The organism is Frankia sp. CeTa3Moorea, from assembly GCF_978021225.1.
The window spans coordinates 1-18,269 of record NZ_CDXDOR010000104.1 but is presented as its reverse complement, the minus strand read 5'-3'; the positions used below and the strand labels follow the sequence as shown (position 1 = coordinate 18,269).

The following is an 18,269-nucleotide window of genomic DNA, read 5'->3' as shown; positions in this document are numbered from 1 at the left end:
CCCCAAGGTCAGCGGGCCACGCCCGCCCACCCCTGAATGGACACGGGCTCAGTTCCCTCCGGCCGGCCAGTCCTGCCAGCATGGCCCGCTGTTCGAAGCGGGGCAGCCCGGTCGTCTGGTGCCCATCTTCGCCCGCTCCGACCAGGTGTCCGATGATGCCACTGAGTGCCGGTTCTGCGCCGAGGTGTAGAAATGCGCGGTCTGCCCAGGACAGTCCCGGTGCGTACTCCTCGGCCGTGAAAGCGGTGGCGCGGGTGCCCCGAGGGGCTCGGAATCGGGGGGTTATGCCGGACTCATCCGCTCTTGATGTCCTGATCGGGCTCGCGCTGCTCTTTGCCGCGTTCAGCCTCGCCGTCTCCCGGATCAACGAGGCCGTGCTCGCTCTGTTCCGCTACCGGGGGCGCCAGCTGGAGGCCGAGCTGCGACGGCTGCTCGGCGGTGACCGGCCCGCCGAACCGTCCGATCCGGGGGCGGACCCGCCCGCGGATCGGACGGACCTCGTCGCCGAACTGTTGGACGGGCCGCTTCTGGCCATGCGCGCCACCGGCCGCGACACCTCCCTGCCGGCCATGGCCGACCATCCGCCGGTTTCCGGGACCTGGGGCTCGGTGCGCCGCGCGCACACATTGCGGTTGCCGTCCTACCTGCCGTCCACCGCCTTCGCTCAGGCGCTGCTGGACCGGGTCGACCCGCCCGCCCGGGCCATGCTGTCCCAGCTCCGCCCGGACACCCTGCCCGACCACGTCTCCGACGAGGCCAGGGCCGCGTACCGGCGGGCCTACGACGGTGCCCGGCATGCCCTCGAGGAGAGGTCCGCCCAGGCCCTGTACGACGCGATGCCCGTGGATCACCCCACCGGGCGGGTCGTGGCCGCTGCGCTCGTCGCCGCCACCAAGGCCGGAGCCGTGGGAACGGTGGAGGACGGGCTCGCCGCGATGCCCCCCTCCCCGGTGAAGACCGCGATGACCACGGCGATAGTCCAGGCCGGCGGGGACCGCGAGAAGGTCGTCCTCGAGCTGGCCCGGTGGTACGACGACGCGATGGACCGCCTGTCCGGGTGGTACAAGCGGCGCATCGCCGTCTTCCTGCTCGGCTACGCGGTCCTGCTGTCCGTCCTGTTCAACCTCGACGCGATCGGGATCGCGCGGGCGCTCTGGCAGGACGGCACCGTGCGGCAGGCGGCCGTGACCGCGGCCCAGGCCGAGGTGGGTTCATCCGGCGAGGCGGCCGGGGATTCCGCCGGGGATTCCGCCTCCGGCACCCGCCTCACCTCCGACCAGCCCACGGTGGGGGACGCCACGGAACAGGTGATCAAGACGGTGCGCGACGCCTCGGGGCTCGCCTTCCCGATCGGTTGGGTCCACAACTCCGCGGGCCGCGACGACCCACGGGAGGTTCCCGACTCCGTCGAGGGCTGGCTCCTGAAAATCGCCGGCATCGCGATCGCCTGCTTCGCGCTCACCGCCGGCGCCCCCTTCTGGTTCGACCTGCTTGGCAGACTGGTGAACATGCGCGCCACCGGCCCCAAACCCCGGGCCGCCAACGGATAGATCAGGACTCTTCCGTCGGCGGGCCGGCCGGTGGCCGTGGTGGCCGTGGTGGCCGTGGTGGCCGTGGTGGCCGAGTTGTGGGGAGCAAGGCACGGTCCAGGGACCGCAGACCGTGCTCAGGTCCCCCAAATTCGCCACCTGGCACTGGCACTGGCACTGGCGCCGGGTGGATGCCGAGCTGGTCGAGACGCCGCACCAGCGCGTCCAGGGTCGGCCGGGGATGCCGGTAGAACTCCGAGCCGCGGATCCGGAAGAACGTCCAGCCGAGCCGTTCCAGGATCCGCTGGCGGCGCAGATCCGCCTCCCACTGGTCGGGCCCGTGGAAACGGTCACCGTCGCACTCGACCGCGAGGCGGGGGCCGCGGCGCCCCACATCCCCAGCGGCGGCTCCCGCGGCGGCGGCTCGCTTGGCGGTGGCTCCTTCGGTGACGGCTTGTTCGGCGGTGGCTCGCGCGGCGGCGACCCCCTCGGCGACCCCCTCGACGACCAGGTCGGAGACCCCCTCGACGACCAGGTCGATCCGGTAGCGCCCGACCGGATGCTGGGGGCGAACCCGGTAGCCGCGGGCGAGGAGCTCGCGCAGGACGGCCCGTTCGAACTCGCTCTCGCAGCGATCGGCCAGATCCGTGTCGAGCCGTCCGGTCTGCCCGGCGTACATGTACTCGATCAGCTGGCGCCGCACATCGTCGTCGCGCAGCGTGGCCGGGTCGACGCTGTGGAACACCCACATCTGGTTGCGGGCGCGGCTCGCGGCCACGTTGACCCGTTGCTGGTCACGGCGGCGGGTGGCGGCCGAGCGGTTGTCGTCCGCGACGACGGAGATGAAGATGACGTCCCGTTCGTCGCCCTGGAACTGGTACGGGTCGCCGACCCGCAGGTCGCGGCGGGAGAACTCGCGCTCCCCAAGCCGGTCGACCAGGGTGTGTTCGATGAGGCGGGGCTGGCCAGCGCCGAGCAGGGTGACCACGCCCATGCTCATCCCCTCGTAGGCCGGGTCGGCGCAGCAGGCGAGGACCCGCTCGACAAGGGCTTGCGCCTCCGCCGGGTTCGCGTCGCCGAAGCGGGTCTGCGACCGGGCGCCCCCGGGGACCCGGACCGGTCGCAGCGGCGCGCCGATGGCGAGCTCCGGATCCTCCCGCAACGGCAGGATCTGCTGGTCGTAGAAGCGGTTGGAGAAGCCGATGATGTCGGGCAGGCAGCGGAAGTGTTCCTTGAGCACGATGGTGCGCGGGAAGACCCGGGCCGCGGTGTCGTAGAGACTTGCCTCCACGTCGAGCAGCGAACGCTGGGCGACGTCGGGCAGGTGCGCGTCGATCAGGGCATGCACCTTGGCCCGTTCGATGCCGACGGCCTCCGGACTCGTCTGGGCGTCGTCGCCGACGACGACGGCCTTGCGGCCCAGGCTCAGCACGCCGAGGGCCAGTAGGTCGCACTGGCTGGACTCGTCCACGATGACCACGTCGAACAGGTTGTCGGCGCCCGGGTCGAAGTTCTCCATCACCCGGTGCGTCGGCATGATCCACACCGGTACGGCGCCCATCGCCGCCCGCATGTGGGCCCGGGCCTCGGCGCGCCACCGCGGGGCGTACTTCCCGGTGCCCTTCCCGATCCGGTCGAGTGCCTGCACCCAGCCGGTCAGCGCCCGGCGCTGGGAATCGCCGAGCCGGATCGCCAGGCCCAGCCGGGCGGAGCGACGCGTGGTCTCCAGCACCAGGGCGCGCACGTGCCGCGAGGCGTCGGCGAGCTGACGGCCGAGCGTGGTGAGGTCGCCGTCGGCGTGCAGGTCGTCGAGCCAGGTCTGGGCTTGGCGCCAGCGCCACGCCTCGCCGGCCCGCACCGGATCGCCGGCCCGCACCGGATCGCCGGCCCGCACCGGATCATCGGCCCGCACCGGATCACCGCAGCCCGACGGGTCACCCTGCCCGGTGAGGATGGCGTCGGTCCACAGCGGCGCGACCGCGCGCAGCCGGGCCGCCAGCCGGTCCCGGCGTTCCACGTCGGGGCGCAGCGCCGCCAGCCGGGCGCTTTCGTCGAGCAGCGCCGTCCAGGCCGCCAGGTCCCGCCTGGCCAGCGCCTCGTGCAGGCCGGCCCACACCCGGCCGGCCTGCGGGCCACGGCCTCCCTCGGTGAGCGCCCGTTCCACCACGGCGAGCGCACCGACGATCTCCTTCTCGCGCCGTCGGCCGGTCGCCGCGGCAAGCAGGCCGGCGAGGTGGGAAAGCGTGTCCGGGTCGGAAGGCGCCGTCGTGACGCGATGGCCGGTGGGATGGCCGTTGGGGAAGCCGGTGGGATGGCCGTTGGGGAAGCCGGCGCGATGGCCGGAGGCGAAGCCGGGAGGGAAGACGGCGCGCAGCCGGGCGGACAGCTCCGGCGCCGCCCGGCGTTCCCAGTCGACGGCATCGGCGAGGCCGCCGGCGACCGCGTCGAGCCGGGTGAGGACGTCGGGTGCCGCGGGCTCGACGGCCTCGCCGCCGAGGGCGGCGGCGATCGCGGCCTGACGGGTGGCGGCGGCGGTCAGCGTCTGACGGCGGCGCACCTCTGCCTCGACGATTGCCACATCGCCCACCGTGCGTGCGACCAGCCCGTCAACGCGCACCGCGTCGTGCAGGTCCCGCAGTTCCCGCCCGCCGAGGCGGGGGATCCCCCGGCCGGCGGCGAAGCGGCCCCGCAGGTCGGCGAGCAGCCTCAGCTGGACCCGCGGGTCACCGGTGGGCAGCTCGATGGAACGGCCGAAGGTGAGGGTGGTCAGGCGGCGCAGCTCGGCGACCTCGGCGGCGAGGGCCGTGGCCTGGTCGGCCCAGAACCCGGCCTGCTCACCCGATGGCGCGCACTGCGCCCGGGCGGTGGCGAGCCAGCCGACCGACAGCCGGCGCAGCCGGTCGGCGGCGGCCCGGGTGTCCTCGACCAGGGCACGGACGCCGTCGGCACCGTCGGCACCGTCGGCATCGAGGGCATCGAGAGCGTCGAGCGCGTCGACGGACAGGCCGGCCTGTTCGAGGTCGGCGAGCCCGGCGCGGATCTCGTCGAGTTCGTCGTGCAGCCGGCCGAGGGTGACCGCGCCCGGCAGCGACGCGCCGTCCGGCAGGTCGTCCGGCAGATTGCTCGCGGCGGCCCGGGCGTCGGCGGGGGTGATCTCGCGCGCGGTCCGGTAGAGCTCGGCGAGCTCGGCCGGGCCGAGCGGAAGCGCGTGGGTGGGGTCGAGCCGGTCGGGGACGAACCCGAACTCGTCCGCGCGCTCGGCCAGCCAGCTCGCCACCTCCGGCGCGCGTTCCCGCCCGTGCGGCAGGTCGAACTCCCGCGCCTCGCTGGCCAGCAGGTCGATCATCCGCAGTTCGAGGGTGCGGGCGGTGGCGCGGGCGGCGTCCAGCTCCTCGGCGAGGGCCTTCACGGCCGCGGTCTCCCGCGCCGGGTCGACCTCGCTGACCGCCCCGGAGATCTCTACGACAGCGGCGCGCAGTTCGTCGAGGTCGGCCCGGCTCGACCCGAGCACGGCGACGGTCAGGTCGCGCAGCTCCCGCGGGATCTTGTCGCGCAGCACCGTGAGGGCCTGTTCGTCCTGCGCGGTGACGAGCACCCGCTGCCCGTGTGCCACGAGGTGGCAGATCATGTTCGCGATGGTGTGGCTCTTGCCGGTGCCGGGCGGCCCCTGCACGGTGACCCCGCGGGCGCCCGCGAGTTGCCGGGCGATCCGCTCCTGGTCGGCGTTCGTCGGCAGCGGCATCAGCAGGCGTTCACCGAGCCCCGCGGGAGAGTTGTCGTGACCGCGCCGGCCACGGCCTCGATCGGCGTGGGCGCCGTCGGCCCGCTCGTCCGCGCCGAGCGCGGCGGCGACGAGCCTGTCGTCGGCGACCACGGCGGCGATGGCCTCGGGGAGCACGTCCCGTTCGGCGAGGGCGGTCCGCAGCTCCGCGTAGAACTGCGCCTGCAGAGCCGGCCGCGGCCGCACGTACACCGCCCAGGTGTCGACCAGGACGGGACTCGGCCCCGGCGGGGGCACCGGACCGGTGGTCGCGCGGGCGTCCAGCCCGAGCGGGGCGAGGATCTGGCGGTGCAGCTCGGCCCGGGCCGGGGCATCCCACGGATCGGCCGGCGCCGTCCGCAGCCGGTCGCGCAGGGCCGATATCTCGTCCAGACCGGGGAGGCCGAGGCCGTGCAGGGGCTCGGTCTCCAGGCTCGCCGGACCGTCGGGATGCAGCCGGATGACCCCGGAGTCCGGATCGACCGTCAGCACCATGCGGGTGACGAGCAGCGGATGGATGATCGTCGCGTCGCCGACCCGCCAGCACAGCACCGACTGCCCCCAGGCCAGCTCCACGGTCGCGGCCTCGCGCTGCAGCCGCAGGCGCAGGTCGAACAGGCGCTGGTAGAGGGCGCGCGCGTCGCGGGCGGCGCGTGCCCCGGGCGCCCACGGCCGCCACACCTGACGCACCCAGGCGTCGAGCAGGGCGACGGCGCCCGGCGGAGCGTCCCGCTCCTCGCCCGGGACGCCGGGAGCGGGAGGCTCGCGTTCCCTGGTCCGCTCGACGGCCTCCGCGTCCAGGAGATGGGCGGGGATGGTAGGTGGGGCGTCCGGGCTCACCACCGTCCCGGCCAGGTAGCGGTCGAGCGGGGGTGGCCAGCTCGGCGCGGCCGGCTGGGGCAGCCGGGCGACCTCCAGCCAGCTCTCCCGCTGCGTTGTCGGGCCGAACCGGATCCCCGGATGGGACGGGACGTCAGCCGGAAGGAGCGGAGCGGGGACGTACTCGGCGAGCTGGCGACGGGGGGCACCGCGCCGTTCGGCGGCGAGCGCGGCCAGGTAGTCCAAGAGCCGAAGCGACCGGCCACGGACCTGATCACGGGCGGACATCGGGCTCCTCGGCCGGGGGCTGGGTCAGGGCGCGGCGGCGCGACGCCATCGGCCGTCCGTGCCTCCGCCTGATCGACCTTACGACCTGTCTCCGACACAATCGCCGGCTTCCGGCTTGTCCCGCCCGGACCGCTGCCCGAGGAGGCTGCCCGAGGAGGCTGCCCGGGACGGGCGGCGCGTTTCCGCCCGTGGCCACACCCACGCCGGACGAGGCCGACGCCTGATCCGCTACCAGGGACGCACGTGGGGCGGCGAACCGTCGGCGTGTCGATCCTGTCGTCTTCTGGACACGCATAGTGACTATCGGTACCGTCCGACGTCGTCTGGTCCGACGTCGTCTGGTCGGGCTGCGCCGAGTCGGGTTGCTGGGGGAGAACCACCATGGGATTGCGTTCCGGCGGTGCCGCCGTGCTCACGAGCATGCTGGTTGTGCTGACCGCGGTTCCGGTCGCGGCTTCGCGCCCCGCGGATGGCCCGTCGCGTTCCGTGGCGGAAAGCTCGCGTTCCATCGACGAGGTGCCGGACCAGGTCTCGCTCCGGGCTCTCGACGGCGGCGGCGACCACGGCAGCGGCGGCGGCGACCACGGCAGCGGCAGCGGTGGCGGTGATGGGGACCAGGGCCGTGGTGGTGATGGGGACTCCAGAGCGTCCGCCGGCACGGGTGCGTCCCGGCCCCCCGCCCCGGACAGGACCGGGACGGATCCCCGCGGGAACTCGCTTTCCTATACCGGTGGGCAGATCAGCGTCCTCGCCGTACTGGCGGCGCTGTTGCTCGGTGGGGGTGCCTTCTGGCGACGCGCGCACCGGGCCGGGCTGTCCTGAGCGCGGTGACCTGCCGGCTGCCGGCCGGCGAATCTGGGGGACCTGAGCACGGTTTGCGGTCCCTGGACCGTGACTGGCTCCCCCAAATTCGGCCGCCGCGCGATGGTGGTCACTGCATAAGCTGACCGTCTCCCGGCCGTCGCGGCCGCCAACGTCGCGGGGCCTCCGGATCCGGGTCCGTATCCGGGTCCGGACCCGGGTACGGTCTGGTCTAGTTTGGGTTATCCGGCTCGGACGGCCTGCTCGCATCGCCCGGAGGTGTCCGCCTCGGACAAGTCGGGACGGGGTTGGCAGGTTGTTACGCCGGTTTCGCGCCTATGAAGCCATTGTTTCCGTCCGCAGGTTGCGGGTTATCCGGTCGACGGGGCCGTGGTGGGTGGTTTGGGTCGGTACTCTCGGTGTGGAGAGACCTGGGATGATCGGGGGCGTCCGTGCTCCTCTGGTCCAGGTAAGTATGAAGCGAAGTCACCGAGACTGATGTAGTGCCGATCGAGACGTGAGGGCCGGGTAACGGTGGGTGCACCAATACTGGTGGATAATGCCGATCTGGCGGTCAAGACCCTGGGGGTCTGCCGGATTGATTCCCCGCTCCTGCCGCTGCTGGGGGAGCGGCCGACGACGCAGCACTATATCGATGAGTCGGACAAGGTCCTCTACGACGACACTGCCCTGATGATCTCCTCGCGTGGTGTCGCGCTCGACGACCTGCCCGGATTCGAGCCGGCCGGGCCGCGCCGGAAGATCTACTTTGACCCGTCGAAGACCCGGGTGGGCATCGTCACCTGTGGTGGGCTCTGCCCCGGGTTGAACAACGTGATCCGCGGTCTGGTGCTGGAGCTGACCTCGCACTACCGGGTTCGGCGGATCTTCGGGTTCCGTAACGGGTACCAGGGCTTCATCGCCCGCTACGGCCACGACGTCGTCGATCTCACCCCGGAGAGCGTCGCCAACATCGACGACGACGGCGGGACGATCCTCGGCAGTTCCCGCGGTCAGCAGGATCCCGCCGAGATCGTCGACTGCCTCTCCCGGATGAACATCAACATCCTGTTTGTCATCGGTGGTGACGGGACCCTGCGCGGGGCCGGGCAGATCGCCCGGGAGGCCGAGACGCGCGGGGAGAAGATCGCCGTGGTCGGCATCCCGAAAACGATCGACAATGACATCCCCTACATCGACCAGAGCTTCGGCTTCCAGACGGCCTTCGGCAAGGCCGCGGAGTCCATCCGGGTCGCGCACGCCGAGGCGACGTCCGCGCCCGGCGGGCTCGGCGTGGTCCGGCTCATGGGCCGCCACTCGGGATTCATCGCCTGCTACGCGACGCTGGCGAAGAGTAACGCGGACGTGGTGCTCATCCCGGAGCTGCCGTTCAAGCTGGAGGGCGACGGCGGCCTGCTGAACTACGTGCGTCGCCGGGTGGCCGAGCGCGGCCACGCCGTCGTCGTCGTCGCCGAGGGTGCCGGCCAGGAGCTCGTCGTCGGCCAGCCGGAGAGCACCGACGCGTCCGGGAACCGCAAGCTGCACGACATCGGCCCGGAGCTCTCCCGCCAGATCAAGGAGTACTTCGACGCCGAGGGTATCGAGCTCAACCTGAAGTACATCGACCCCAGCTATGTGATCCGCAGCGTGCCGGCGAACCCGTACGACAGCGTCTACACGATCCGGCTCGCCCACGCGGCCGTGCATGCCGCGATGTCCGGCCGCACGGAGATGGTCGTCGGCCGCTGGCGGCGGCGGTTCATCCACATCCCGATCCCGCTCGCGATCAGCCAGCGCAACCAGGTCGACCCGGCCGGCGATCTGTGGATGTCCGTCCTCGAGGCGACCGGCCAGCCGCCCCGCTTCGAATAGCCGAGTAGCCAGCCCCCCTCTCTTGCCTTTCCAGAGGGATAAAAGGGACGTCGAAGCCTCTGGACAGGCAAGGTTCCCGGTGTGGCCGTGCGTGTCCACAAGGACGAATCGGGCCCGGGGCCTCTGGACAGACACCCACCGGAACAGCCCACGGTGTGCCGTGGTCAGGCCGGGCCGGTCCAGGCCGGGTCAGGCCGGTCCAGGCCGGGTCAGGCCAGGCGGCGGATCCACCAGAAGCAGAAGCCGGTCCGTCATGCCGGACGGTGGGCGCCGATCACCGTAGGGTACGACGACAGACGCACCCGGCCCGCCGCGCCCGACCTGGATGTGCTGGCCGGACACTGTTCGGACCTGGCGGGTAGGAGGGCAGGGAGTACGTGGAGGTCTTCGAGACTCATCGGAGCCTGATCGAGGACTATGCGGCCTTCACCGACTCCCTCGTCGAGGTTCGCGACGAGAAGATCAGAGATTATCTCGAGCAGGAGCGGGCGGCGAAGGTCCGCTGGCCTGACCCGTGGATCTCGCTCAACCCTGCGTTCGCCTCCGGCGGCACGGTCGACGAACTGGTCGGCACGGGTCTGCTGCACCCCGACTGCGGCAGATTCTTCCGGGTCAAGAGGGATGCCGACGATCCCGGCAGGCGGTCGCTGACGCTGTATCGGCACCAACGGGAAGCCATCGAGACGGCCCGGGACGGCGGCAGCTATGTGCTCACCACCGGCACGGGATCCGGTAAAAGCCTTTCCTACATTGTTCCGGTCGTGGATTCCGTCCTCCGTGACCCCCGCCCGAACCACATCTCGGCGATCGTGGTCTACCCCATGAACGCGCTGGCGAACAGCCAGCTCCACGAGTTGCAGAAGTATCTCGAATGGGGACTACCCGTGGATGGCCGGTCGGTCACCTTCAACCGGTACACCGGGCAGGAATCGGCCGAGTCCCGGCAGCGGATCCTGGATCGGCGCCCCGACATACTGCTGACGAACTACGTGATGCTCGAGTATATCCTCACCCGGCCGCACGAGCGCCAGGCTCTGATCGGGGCAGCCGCCGGCCTTCGTTTCCTCGTCCTCGACGAACTACATACCTACCGCGGCCGTCAGGGTGCTGACGTCGCACTGCTCACCCGACGGGTACGGGACGCGTGCGAAGCACCGGACATGCAGTGTGTCGGTACCTCGGCCACCATGTCGAGAAAGGCGTCCTTCGAGGAGATGCGCCGCGAGGTCGCCGTCGTGGCGGGTCGGTTGTTCGGCACGGAGGTTCGGCCCGACCGGGTCATCGGTGAGACGCTCGAACGCGCGACGGCGTGGCGACCGGTCAGTGACGTGGAGTTGCGGGCCCGGGTCATCGATGCCGAGCCCATGGATGCCGAGCCCATGGATGCCGAGCCCATCGATGCCGGGCCGCCGGTGCGGGTCGGTGAGCAGGTACCGCTCGACCCAACCGGCGCGCCACCGCCGAGCGGGGGGCGGCCCCAGCCCTTTGCGCGGCTCGCGGGCGATCCGCTGGCGATCTGGGTCGAGGACACCTTCGGTCTGGCTCTCGGTCCCGGAGACCGGCTGGTGCGGGAGGACCCGACGACCCTGGCCGCTGCCGCCGAGAAGCTCGCCGAGCGGACGGATCTCCCGGTGGAAACCTGTGCCGGCGCCATTCAGGCCATGCTCGTCGAGGGCGCGGCGGTGCGTCATCCGGAGCACGGCAGACCGTTGTTCGCCTTTCGCCTGCACCAGTTCCTCTCCAAGGGGGACACGGTCCACGTCAGTCTGGAACCGACGATGGTCCGGTATATTACCAGTCAATACCAGGTGAGTGTGCCCGGATCGCGGGACAAGGTACTGCTGCCGCTGGCCTTCTGTCGTGAATGTGGTCAGGAATATCTCGTCGTCGCGCGCAGCAGGGACACCCCTCGCCGCTATACCGCCCGCCGGGAGTCGGTCGCGGTTGAAAGTGAAGCCGATCTCGGCTATCTCTATGTGAGCGAGGATCATCCCTGGCCTGCCGATCCCATTGCCGAAGGGCGTTTTCCGGACACCTGGTTCGACGCCGACGAGCACGGGCACTCGTTCGTCCTGCCAAGACTCGCCGATCAGGTGCCGCGCCGGGTCCGGGTGACGGCGGACGGCAGCGAGGTCGAGACGGACGGCGAGCGCGCCGTGTTCCTTCGTGACGTGTCCGGTTCGGTGGCGTCCGGTTCGGTGGCGTCTGGTTCCGTGGCGTCCGGTTCCGCGGCGTCCGGTTCCGCGGCGTCTGGTTCCGCGGCGTCCGAGCCGATGACGGCCTGGTTCATCCCGGCGCCGTTCCGGTTCTGCCTGCGCTGCCGGGTCTCGTACGAGCAGCTGCGGGCCCAGGACTTCGCCAAGCTGGCCTCGTTCGCCGCCGAGGGCCGCAGCTCGGCCGTGTCGTTGGTCAGCACCAGCATCGTGCGTAACCTGCGGCGCCAGAAGGCGTTGGACTCCCGGGCCAAGAAGCTGCTCACCTTCGTCGATAACCGCCAGGACGCGAGCCTGCAGGCCGGGCATCTCAACGACTTCGTGCAGGTCACCCAGCTACGCGGCGCGCTGTACCGGGCCGCGCGCGCGGCGGGCCCCGCCGGCCTGCGGTTCGACTCGGTTGCCGAGCGTGTCACCGATGCGCTGGACCTGCCGATGCGGTCGTTCTCCGCGATCGAGGAGCCGGTGTTCAGCCAGCGCGACAACGTGCTGCGGGCGCTGCGGGCGGCGATCGGGTACCGCGTCTACGCCGACCTCGAACGAGGTTGGCGGGTGACCATGCCGAACCTCGAGCAGACCGGCCTCATCACCTTCGACTACGTGGACCTGGACGAGATCGCCCAGCACCAGGCGTCGTGGGCGACAACCCATGCCCTGCTGCGCGACGACGATCCCGAGCACCGGGCGCTGCTCGCCCGCATCCTGCTGGACGAGATGCGCCGGGCGCTCGCCGTCGACGTCGACGCCCTCACCCAGCCTGGCCACGAGCGCATCGTCCAGACAGCCGACCATCTGCTCCGCGGGGTCTGGGCGGTGTCGGGGGACGAGCCGCGGGTGCTCGAACGCACCGCCTACCCGTTCCCGGGCGGCCGGGGAGGCACGCGGGACGCCATACACGTCACCGGTCGTGGTGCGTTCGGCCGCTACCTGCGCCGACCGCACGAGTTCCCGCGCCACCGTGGCCGGATCCGGACGGACGACGCCGAGGCCGTGATCCACGACCTGTTCACGGTGCTGGAGCGCCATGGCCTGATCGGGCAGGTGATGGTCACCGGGCCGGCCCGCGGCGGCGCGCGGGCTTACGCGCGGGCTCAACGGGGCCCGGCGGGCTACCGGGTGAAGGCGTCGGCGCTCATCTGGCGGGCCGGGGGCGGTCGACGTGGCGCGGAGGACCCGCTGCGCCGCGTGGTCGACGACACCGTCGGCGCACGGGTCAACCCGTTCTTCCGCGATCTGTACTCGCACGCCGCCGCGGAGCTCGCCGGCATCGTCGCCCGCGAGCACACCGCCCAGGTCCGGGCCCAGCAGCGGCAGGACCGGGAGGAGGCGTTCCGCCGCGGGGGCGACCCGGCCGAGGGCGGGCTGCCCCTGCTCTACTGCTCGCCGACGATGGAGCTCGGCGTCGACATCGCGGACCTCAACGCCGTCATGATGCGCAACGTCCCCCCGACCCCGGCCAACTACGCGCAGCGTTCGGGCCGGGCCGGGCGCAGCGGCCAGCCGGCGCTCGTGACGACCTACTGTTCCACCGGCAGCGCGCACGACCAGTACTACTTCCGCCGGTCGAAGCTGATGGTCGCCGGTCGCGTGACCCTGCCCCGGCTCGACCTCGCGAACGAGGATCTGGTCCGTTCGCACGTGCATGCCATCTGGCTCGCCGAGAGCGGCGCGAGCCTGCACCGCGGGCTCACCGACGTCCTCGATACCGCCGAGGGCCCACGCGGCGAGCTGCCACTGCCGATCCGGGAGGATCTCGCCGCTCACCTGGACGACCCCGCCGTGCGGGCCCGCACGGTGCGGCGGGCCGAGGCGGTGCTCGCCGAGGAGATGAAGAACAGCCCCTGGTGGTACGACCGGTGGATACCCGACGTCGTGAACGGGGCGTTCCTCGCGTTCGACGGAGCGTGCGACCGGTGGCGGGCGATGTACCGGCAGGCGATCGTCGACCAGCGGGAGCAGAACCGCCGGGTGCTCGACCGGTCCACCCAGTCGAAGGCGCGGGCGGCCGCGCGCCGACGTCGGTACGAGGCCGAGCAGCGCCTGCACCTGCTCACCAACGACTCCCCCGACCAGCAGCTCTTCAGTGATTTCTACTCCTACCGCTACTTCGCCTCCGAGGGTTTCCTACCGGGTTATTCCTTCCCCCGGCTGCCGTTGGCCGCCTACATTCCCGGCAGCCGGCGGGGCGACGGGTCCTACATCCAACGGCCCCGGTTCATCGCGGTCGGTGAGTTCGGCCCGGGCGCGCTGATCTATCACGAGGGTGGGCGGTACCAGGTCACCAGCGTCCAGGTCCCCGGCTCGGAGCACGGCGTCCCCGGATCGGTGGCGACGATCGAGGCACGGCTGTGCGAGTCCTGCGGCTACTGGCATCATCGCGACGCGGCCGTGAACCGGTGCGAGGAGTGTGGCACGGTGCTGGGCGGCGGCCGGGCCGGGCTCATGCACCTGCAGACGGTGACCACCACCCATCGCCGACGGATCTCCTCCGACGAGGAGGAGCGCCGCCGGGCCGGTTTCGACCTGCTCACCACCTTCCGGTTCAGCCGGCACGGGGTCCGGCCGGGACGGCTCGCCGCGGACGTGCGCGGCCCGGATGGGGAGGACCTCGCCGAGTTCGTCTACGGCGATACCGCGACGATCCGGATCATCAACCAGGGCCTGCGGCGGCGGGCGGACAAGAACGACGTCGGCTACTGGCTCGACACCGTCAACGGCCGGTGGCTGAATGAGAGACGGGCCGGCGAGCTCCGGGCCGGGGATCTCACGGAGGAGGAGTCCGGTCTCGACGAGTTCGCCGACGACCCGCGGGCCCGCAAAATCATCCCGTACGTGGAGGACCGGCGCAACATCGCCGTCGTCCGGCTCGCCCGGCCGGTCTCCGACGAGGTGGCGACCTCGGTGCGGTACGCGCTCGAACGCGGCATCGAGGCGCTGTTCCAGCTCGAGGACGCGGAGCTGGAGTCCCAGCGGCTGCCCGACCCGGACGGCCGGGGCCGGATGCTCTTCGTCGAGAGCGCGGAGGGCGGCGCGGGCGTGCTGCGCCGCCTGCATGACGAGCCGGAGGCGCTGGCGGCGGTGGCGGAGGAGGCGCTGCGCATCGTCCATTTCGATCCGAAGACCGGGGAGGACACCGACCGGGCGCCGGGCGCCCGGGAGCGCTGCGAACGGGGCTGCTACGACTGCCTGCTCTCCTATGGCAATCAGTCCGACCATACCGTCATCGATCGACATGCCGCGGTCGAGATCCTTCGTGCCCTGATGGCGGCTCGTACCGAGCCACGGCACGGCCACGCGGGCGGCGCGGAGGGGCACGCCGAGGCGTTGCGCGAGCGGGCGGGGTCGGGGTTGGAGCGGCAACTTGTAACATTCCTCCGCGAAGAGGGTTATCGGTTACCTGACGCGACGCAAATGCTTGTATCGGACGCGGCGGCGCGGCCGGACTTCGTCTACCGGCTGCCGTCGGGGGCGGTGGCCGTGTTCGTCGACGGTCCGCACCATGACGCCGCCGACGCGGCCGCGCGGGACGCCGACGCCGAGGACCGGCTGGCCGACCTGGGGTGGCTGGTCGTCCGGTTCCGGTATGACGCGGAGTGGGGGAAGATCGTGGCGCACTACCCGAACGTGTTCGGCCGCGGGCGGCGCGGCTGATGGCGGCCGTTTCGACGCCGCGCCACCCCACACCGACCGGAGCCACACCGACCGGCGCCACACCGACCGGCGCCACACCGGCCGGGGCCACACCGACCGGCGCCACACCGACCCGCGACTTCGAGCCGGGGTCGCTGGTGAAGGCCCGCGGGCGCGAATGGGTGGTCCTGCCCGGCGACGACCCGAATTTCCTCGTCGTGCGGCCGCTCGGTGGGGACGAGGAGTACGTCACCGGGCTGTTCCGGGACGAGGCGACGTCCGTGGGTTTCCCGCCGCCGGATCCGGCGGCGGCCGGCGACCACCGTTCCATCTCCATCCTGGCCACCGCGTTGCGGCTCGGCTTCACCGCGAGCGCCGGCCCGCTGCGCTCGCTCGCCGCCGTCGCGGTCACCCCCCGGCAGTACCAGCTCGTCCCGCTGCTCCTCGCGCTGCGCCAGGACCCGGTCCGCCTGCTCATCGGCGACGACGTCGGGATCGGCAAGACGGTGGAGGCGGCTCTCATCGCCAAGGAGCTGTTGGTGCAGGGGGACGCCACCGGGCTGACGGTGCTCTGCCCACCCGCGCTCGCCGAACAGTGGCGGGCGGAGCTGGCCGACAAGTTCGCCATCGAGGCCGAGCTGGTCCTGACGTCCACGGTCGCCGGCCTGGAGCGCCGGGCGGGCGGAGTATCCATCTTCGAACACTTCCCGTTCACGATCGTCTCGACGGACTTCATCAAGACGGATGAGCGCCGGACGCTGTTCGCGCGGTCCTGCCCGGACCTGGTGATCGTCGACGAGGCGCACACCTGCGTCCCGGCGGCCGGCAGCGCGGCCGGCAGCGCGTCCAGCAGCGCCGGGCAGAAGCGCTACGACTTGCTGCGCGGCATCGCCGACCGTCCCACGAAACAGGGCCGCCCCCGCCACCTCCTGCTGGTCACCGCCACGCCCCACTCCGGTAAGCAGGATGCGTTCCGGGATCTGCTGAGCCTGCTCAGCCCGCGGCTCGCGCTGCTCGATCTGGACACCGTGCGTGGCCGGGAGGAGCTCGCCCGGCACTTCGTGCAGCGCCGCCGCCGCGATATCCGCCGCTATCAAGGGCAGGACACCCCCTTCCCGGAGGATCGCCAGTACCGCGACGTGGGGTACCGGATGAGCGCGGCCTACTCCGGGTTCCACGACGAGGTGCTCGCCTTCGCCCGGGAGACGGTCACGAATCCCGACGGGGAGCGGACCCGCCGGGTGCGGTGGTGGTCGGCACTGGCCCTGCTGCGATCGGTGGCGTCCTCGCCGGCCGCGGCGGCGGCGACCTTCACCGCGCGGTCGGTCACCGCCGCCGCCGGATCGGCGGCCGAGGCGGACGCGCTGGGCCGCCCCGGCACCTACGACCTGATCGAGGCCGAGGCGATCGACGGGCTGGACGTCGCCCCCGGTGCGCTCGACGACACCCTCTCCGCCGGGGCGCGGGCGGCGCTCGCGAGGCTGGCCGGTCGGGCCAAGGAGCTGGAGCTGGCGGGGAAGGAACACGACGCCAAGCTGACGACGTTGATCAAAGAGATCAAGGGTCTGCAGGCCGACGGGTACGACCCGATCGTGTTCTGCCGCTACCTCCCGACGGCGGAATACATCGGCAGGCATCTCACGGCGACGTTCGGGAAGAAGGCGACGGTCGAGACCGTCACCGGCGAGCTGCCCCACGCGGCGCGGGCCGCCCGCATCGAGAGGCTCACCGCCACCCCGGGCCGGCACATTCTCGTCGCTACCGACTGTCTGTCCGAGGGCATCAACCTCCAGGAGAGCTTCCAGGCGGTGATCCATTACGATCTGGCCTGGAATCCGACCCGTCATGAGCAGCGCGAGGGCCGGGTCGACCGGTTCGGCCAGCGGAAGTCGTACGTCCGCGCGGTCACCCTGTACGGCGCGGACAACGGCATCGACGGTCTCGTGCTGGACGTCCTGCTGCGCAAGCACCGCCGGATCGCCCGCGACACCGGGGTGACGGTCCCGGTTCCCGACAACGCCGAGAGCCTGCTCATCGCCATGCTTGAAGGGCTGGTCCTGCGCCGCAAGGACGGCGAGCAGCTCACCCTCGATCTCGACGTCGTCCGGACCGACGACGAGGTGACCGACGAGTGGCACAGCGCCGCCAAGCGGGAGTCCCGGACGCTGACGAAGTACGCCCACAGCGGAGTCGACCTGGACGAGGTGCAGGGCGTACTGGACGACGTGCGGGAAGCCCTCGGCAGCCAGGCCGACGTCCGCCGGTTCGTCCTGAACACCCTCGACGAGCTGGGCGTGAAGGTGGTTCCGACGGAGACCTCGGACGGTCTCGTCGCCGACGTGACCGGGCTGGACCCCCTCTACACCGATGCCCTGCGCGTGTCGCCGGGCGGCGCGGGCCGGCTGGTTCTGCACGACGACCTGCCGGTTCCGCCCGGCCACCGGGCCCTGGTGCGGACCGACCCGGCGGTCACGGGGCTCGCCCGCGCGGTGCTGGAGGAGGCGCTGGACGACCGGACCGGGGTGATCGCCCCGGTGGATGATCTCGGGCCCGCGGGGGCGGGCGCTCCCGCGGACCGGGCGGACCCGGCGGGCGCTCCCGCGGACCCGGCGGGTGGTGCGGTGCGGCGCCCGCCGGGGGCGCGCTGCGGGGTGTTCCGCACCTCCGCGGTGGCCACGCGCACGGTGGTACTCCTCGTGCGTTACCGGTTCCATCTGACGCTGCCCGGCGCGGCGAAGACCGTCGACACCGTGGCCGAGGACGCGCGCCTGGTCGGCTACCGTGGCCGCGGGGAGAACCGCGAGTGGCTGACGCCGCCCGACATCGACCGGCTGTTCGCCGTCGACCCGGAGAACGCCCTGCCCGAGTTCGTTCGCCGGCAGGCGGAACGCGCCATCACCGAGCTCGCCGACGTCGCGCCTGAGCTGGACGCACAGGGCGAGCGGCTCGCCGAGACGCTGCGCGAGGCCCACCTGCGGGCCCGGGAGGTCGCCGGGCTGCGCCGCCGCCGCGGGCTCACCGTCACCCCGCACGACCGGGCCGACGTCCTCGGGGTCTACGTCTACCTGCCGGCCGGGGCCGGCTCATGACACTGAGAATCGGGGACGTCGAGCTCCTCTCCGTCAGCCTCGAAGGCAGCCTGTTCACCCGGGACCTGGTACGGCGGGTCAGGGACGCCGACCCGGAACTCGCCGGCATGCGCGTCGAGGACTATCACCTGGCGGCCGGGGAACGGCTCGGCGACGCGGCCAGCCGCCACTGGGCGTACCTGCTCGGGGCGTACCGCACCTTCCGCGCGAGGCTCGCCGCCGAGGAGCGGTCGGCGACCGTGGGTGGGGCGGCGAGCCTCGCGCGGAA

General features: G+C 72.1%; 8 protein-coding genes. 7 read left to right on the top strand and 1 reads right to left on the bottom strand.

The genetic code is table 11. The features are described 5' to 3' along the window. A partial coding sequence (locus AC08OV_RS16960) for a hypothetical protein (protein WP_476619926.1) occupies window positions 1-190 on the top strand: 190 nt, incomplete at its 5' end. A 94-nt stretch (window positions 191-284) separates the two neighbouring features. Next, entirely contained in the window at window positions 285-1,550 is a 1,266-nt protein-coding gene (locus tag AC08OV_RS16955) for a hypothetical protein (protein WP_476615454.1), read from the top strand. Window position 1,551: 1 nt separating this feature from the next. Here AC08OV_RS16955 and AC08OV_RS16950 read toward each other — a convergent pair whose 3' ends face one another. Continuing rightward, window positions 1,552-6,396: an AAA domain-containing protein gene (locus AC08OV_RS16950; protein ID WP_476619925.1), complete on the bottom strand. Its 4,845-nt coding sequence runs from the start codon at window positions 6,394-6,396 to the stop codon at window positions 1,552-1,554. A gap of 381 nt (window positions 6,397-6,777) precedes the next feature. Between AC08OV_RS16950 and AC08OV_RS16945 the strand changes: the two genes are divergently transcribed. The 5 genes from AC08OV_RS16945 to AC08OV_RS16925 form a co-directional block, all read left to right on the top strand. Continuing rightward, the gene (locus AC08OV_RS16945) at window positions 6,778-7,218 is read left to right on the top strand and encodes a hypothetical protein (protein ID WP_476614755.1); all 441 of its coding nucleotides are present in this window, start codon (window positions 6,778-6,780) and stop codon (window positions 7,216-7,218) included. Window positions 7,219-7,731: 513 nt separating this feature from the next. After that, entirely contained in the window at window positions 7,732-9,069 is a 1,338-nt protein-coding gene (locus AC08OV_RS16940) for an ATP-dependent 6-phosphofructokinase (protein WP_476614754.1), read from the top strand. Window positions 9,070-9,446: 377 nt separating this feature from the next. Continuing rightward, window positions 9,447-14,933 (top strand): DEAD/DEAH box helicase, encoded by a 5,487-nt coding sequence (locus tag AC08OV_RS16935; protein ID WP_476619924.1) that lies wholly within the window; start codon window positions 9,447-9,449, stop codon window positions 14,931-14,933. Next, window positions 14,933-18,001 (top strand): helicase-related protein, encoded by a 3,069-nt coding sequence (locus AC08OV_RS16930; protein ID WP_476616025.1) that lies wholly within the window; start codon window positions 14,933-14,935, stop codon window positions 17,999-18,001. The genes AC08OV_RS16935 and AC08OV_RS16930 overlap by 1 nt, the downstream gene beginning before the upstream one ends. Next, on the top strand, window positions 17,998-18,269 hold a 272-nt coding region (locus AC08OV_RS16925; RefSeq protein WP_476619923.1), incomplete at its 3' end, for a hypothetical protein. The genes AC08OV_RS16930 and AC08OV_RS16925, both read left to right, overlap by 4 nt.

Excerpts from the sequence above, each read along its gene's own strand:
- AC08OV_RS16955 (WP_476615454.1), top strand. The coding sequence starts at position 285 with ATGCCGGACTCATCCGCTCTTGATGTCCTGATCGGGCTCGCGCTGCTC.
- AC08OV_RS16950 (WP_476619925.1), bottom strand. The coding sequence starts at position 6,396 with ATGTCCGCCCGTGATCAGGTCCGTGGCCGGTCGCTTCGGCTCTTGGAC.
- AC08OV_RS16945 (WP_476614755.1), top strand. The coding sequence starts at position 6,778 with ATGGGATTGCGTTCCGGCGGTGCCGCCGTGCTCACGAGCATGCTGGTT.
- AC08OV_RS16930 (WP_476616025.1), top strand. The coding sequence starts at position 14,933 with ATGGCGGCCGTTTCGACGCCGCGCCACCCCACACCGACCGGAGCCACA.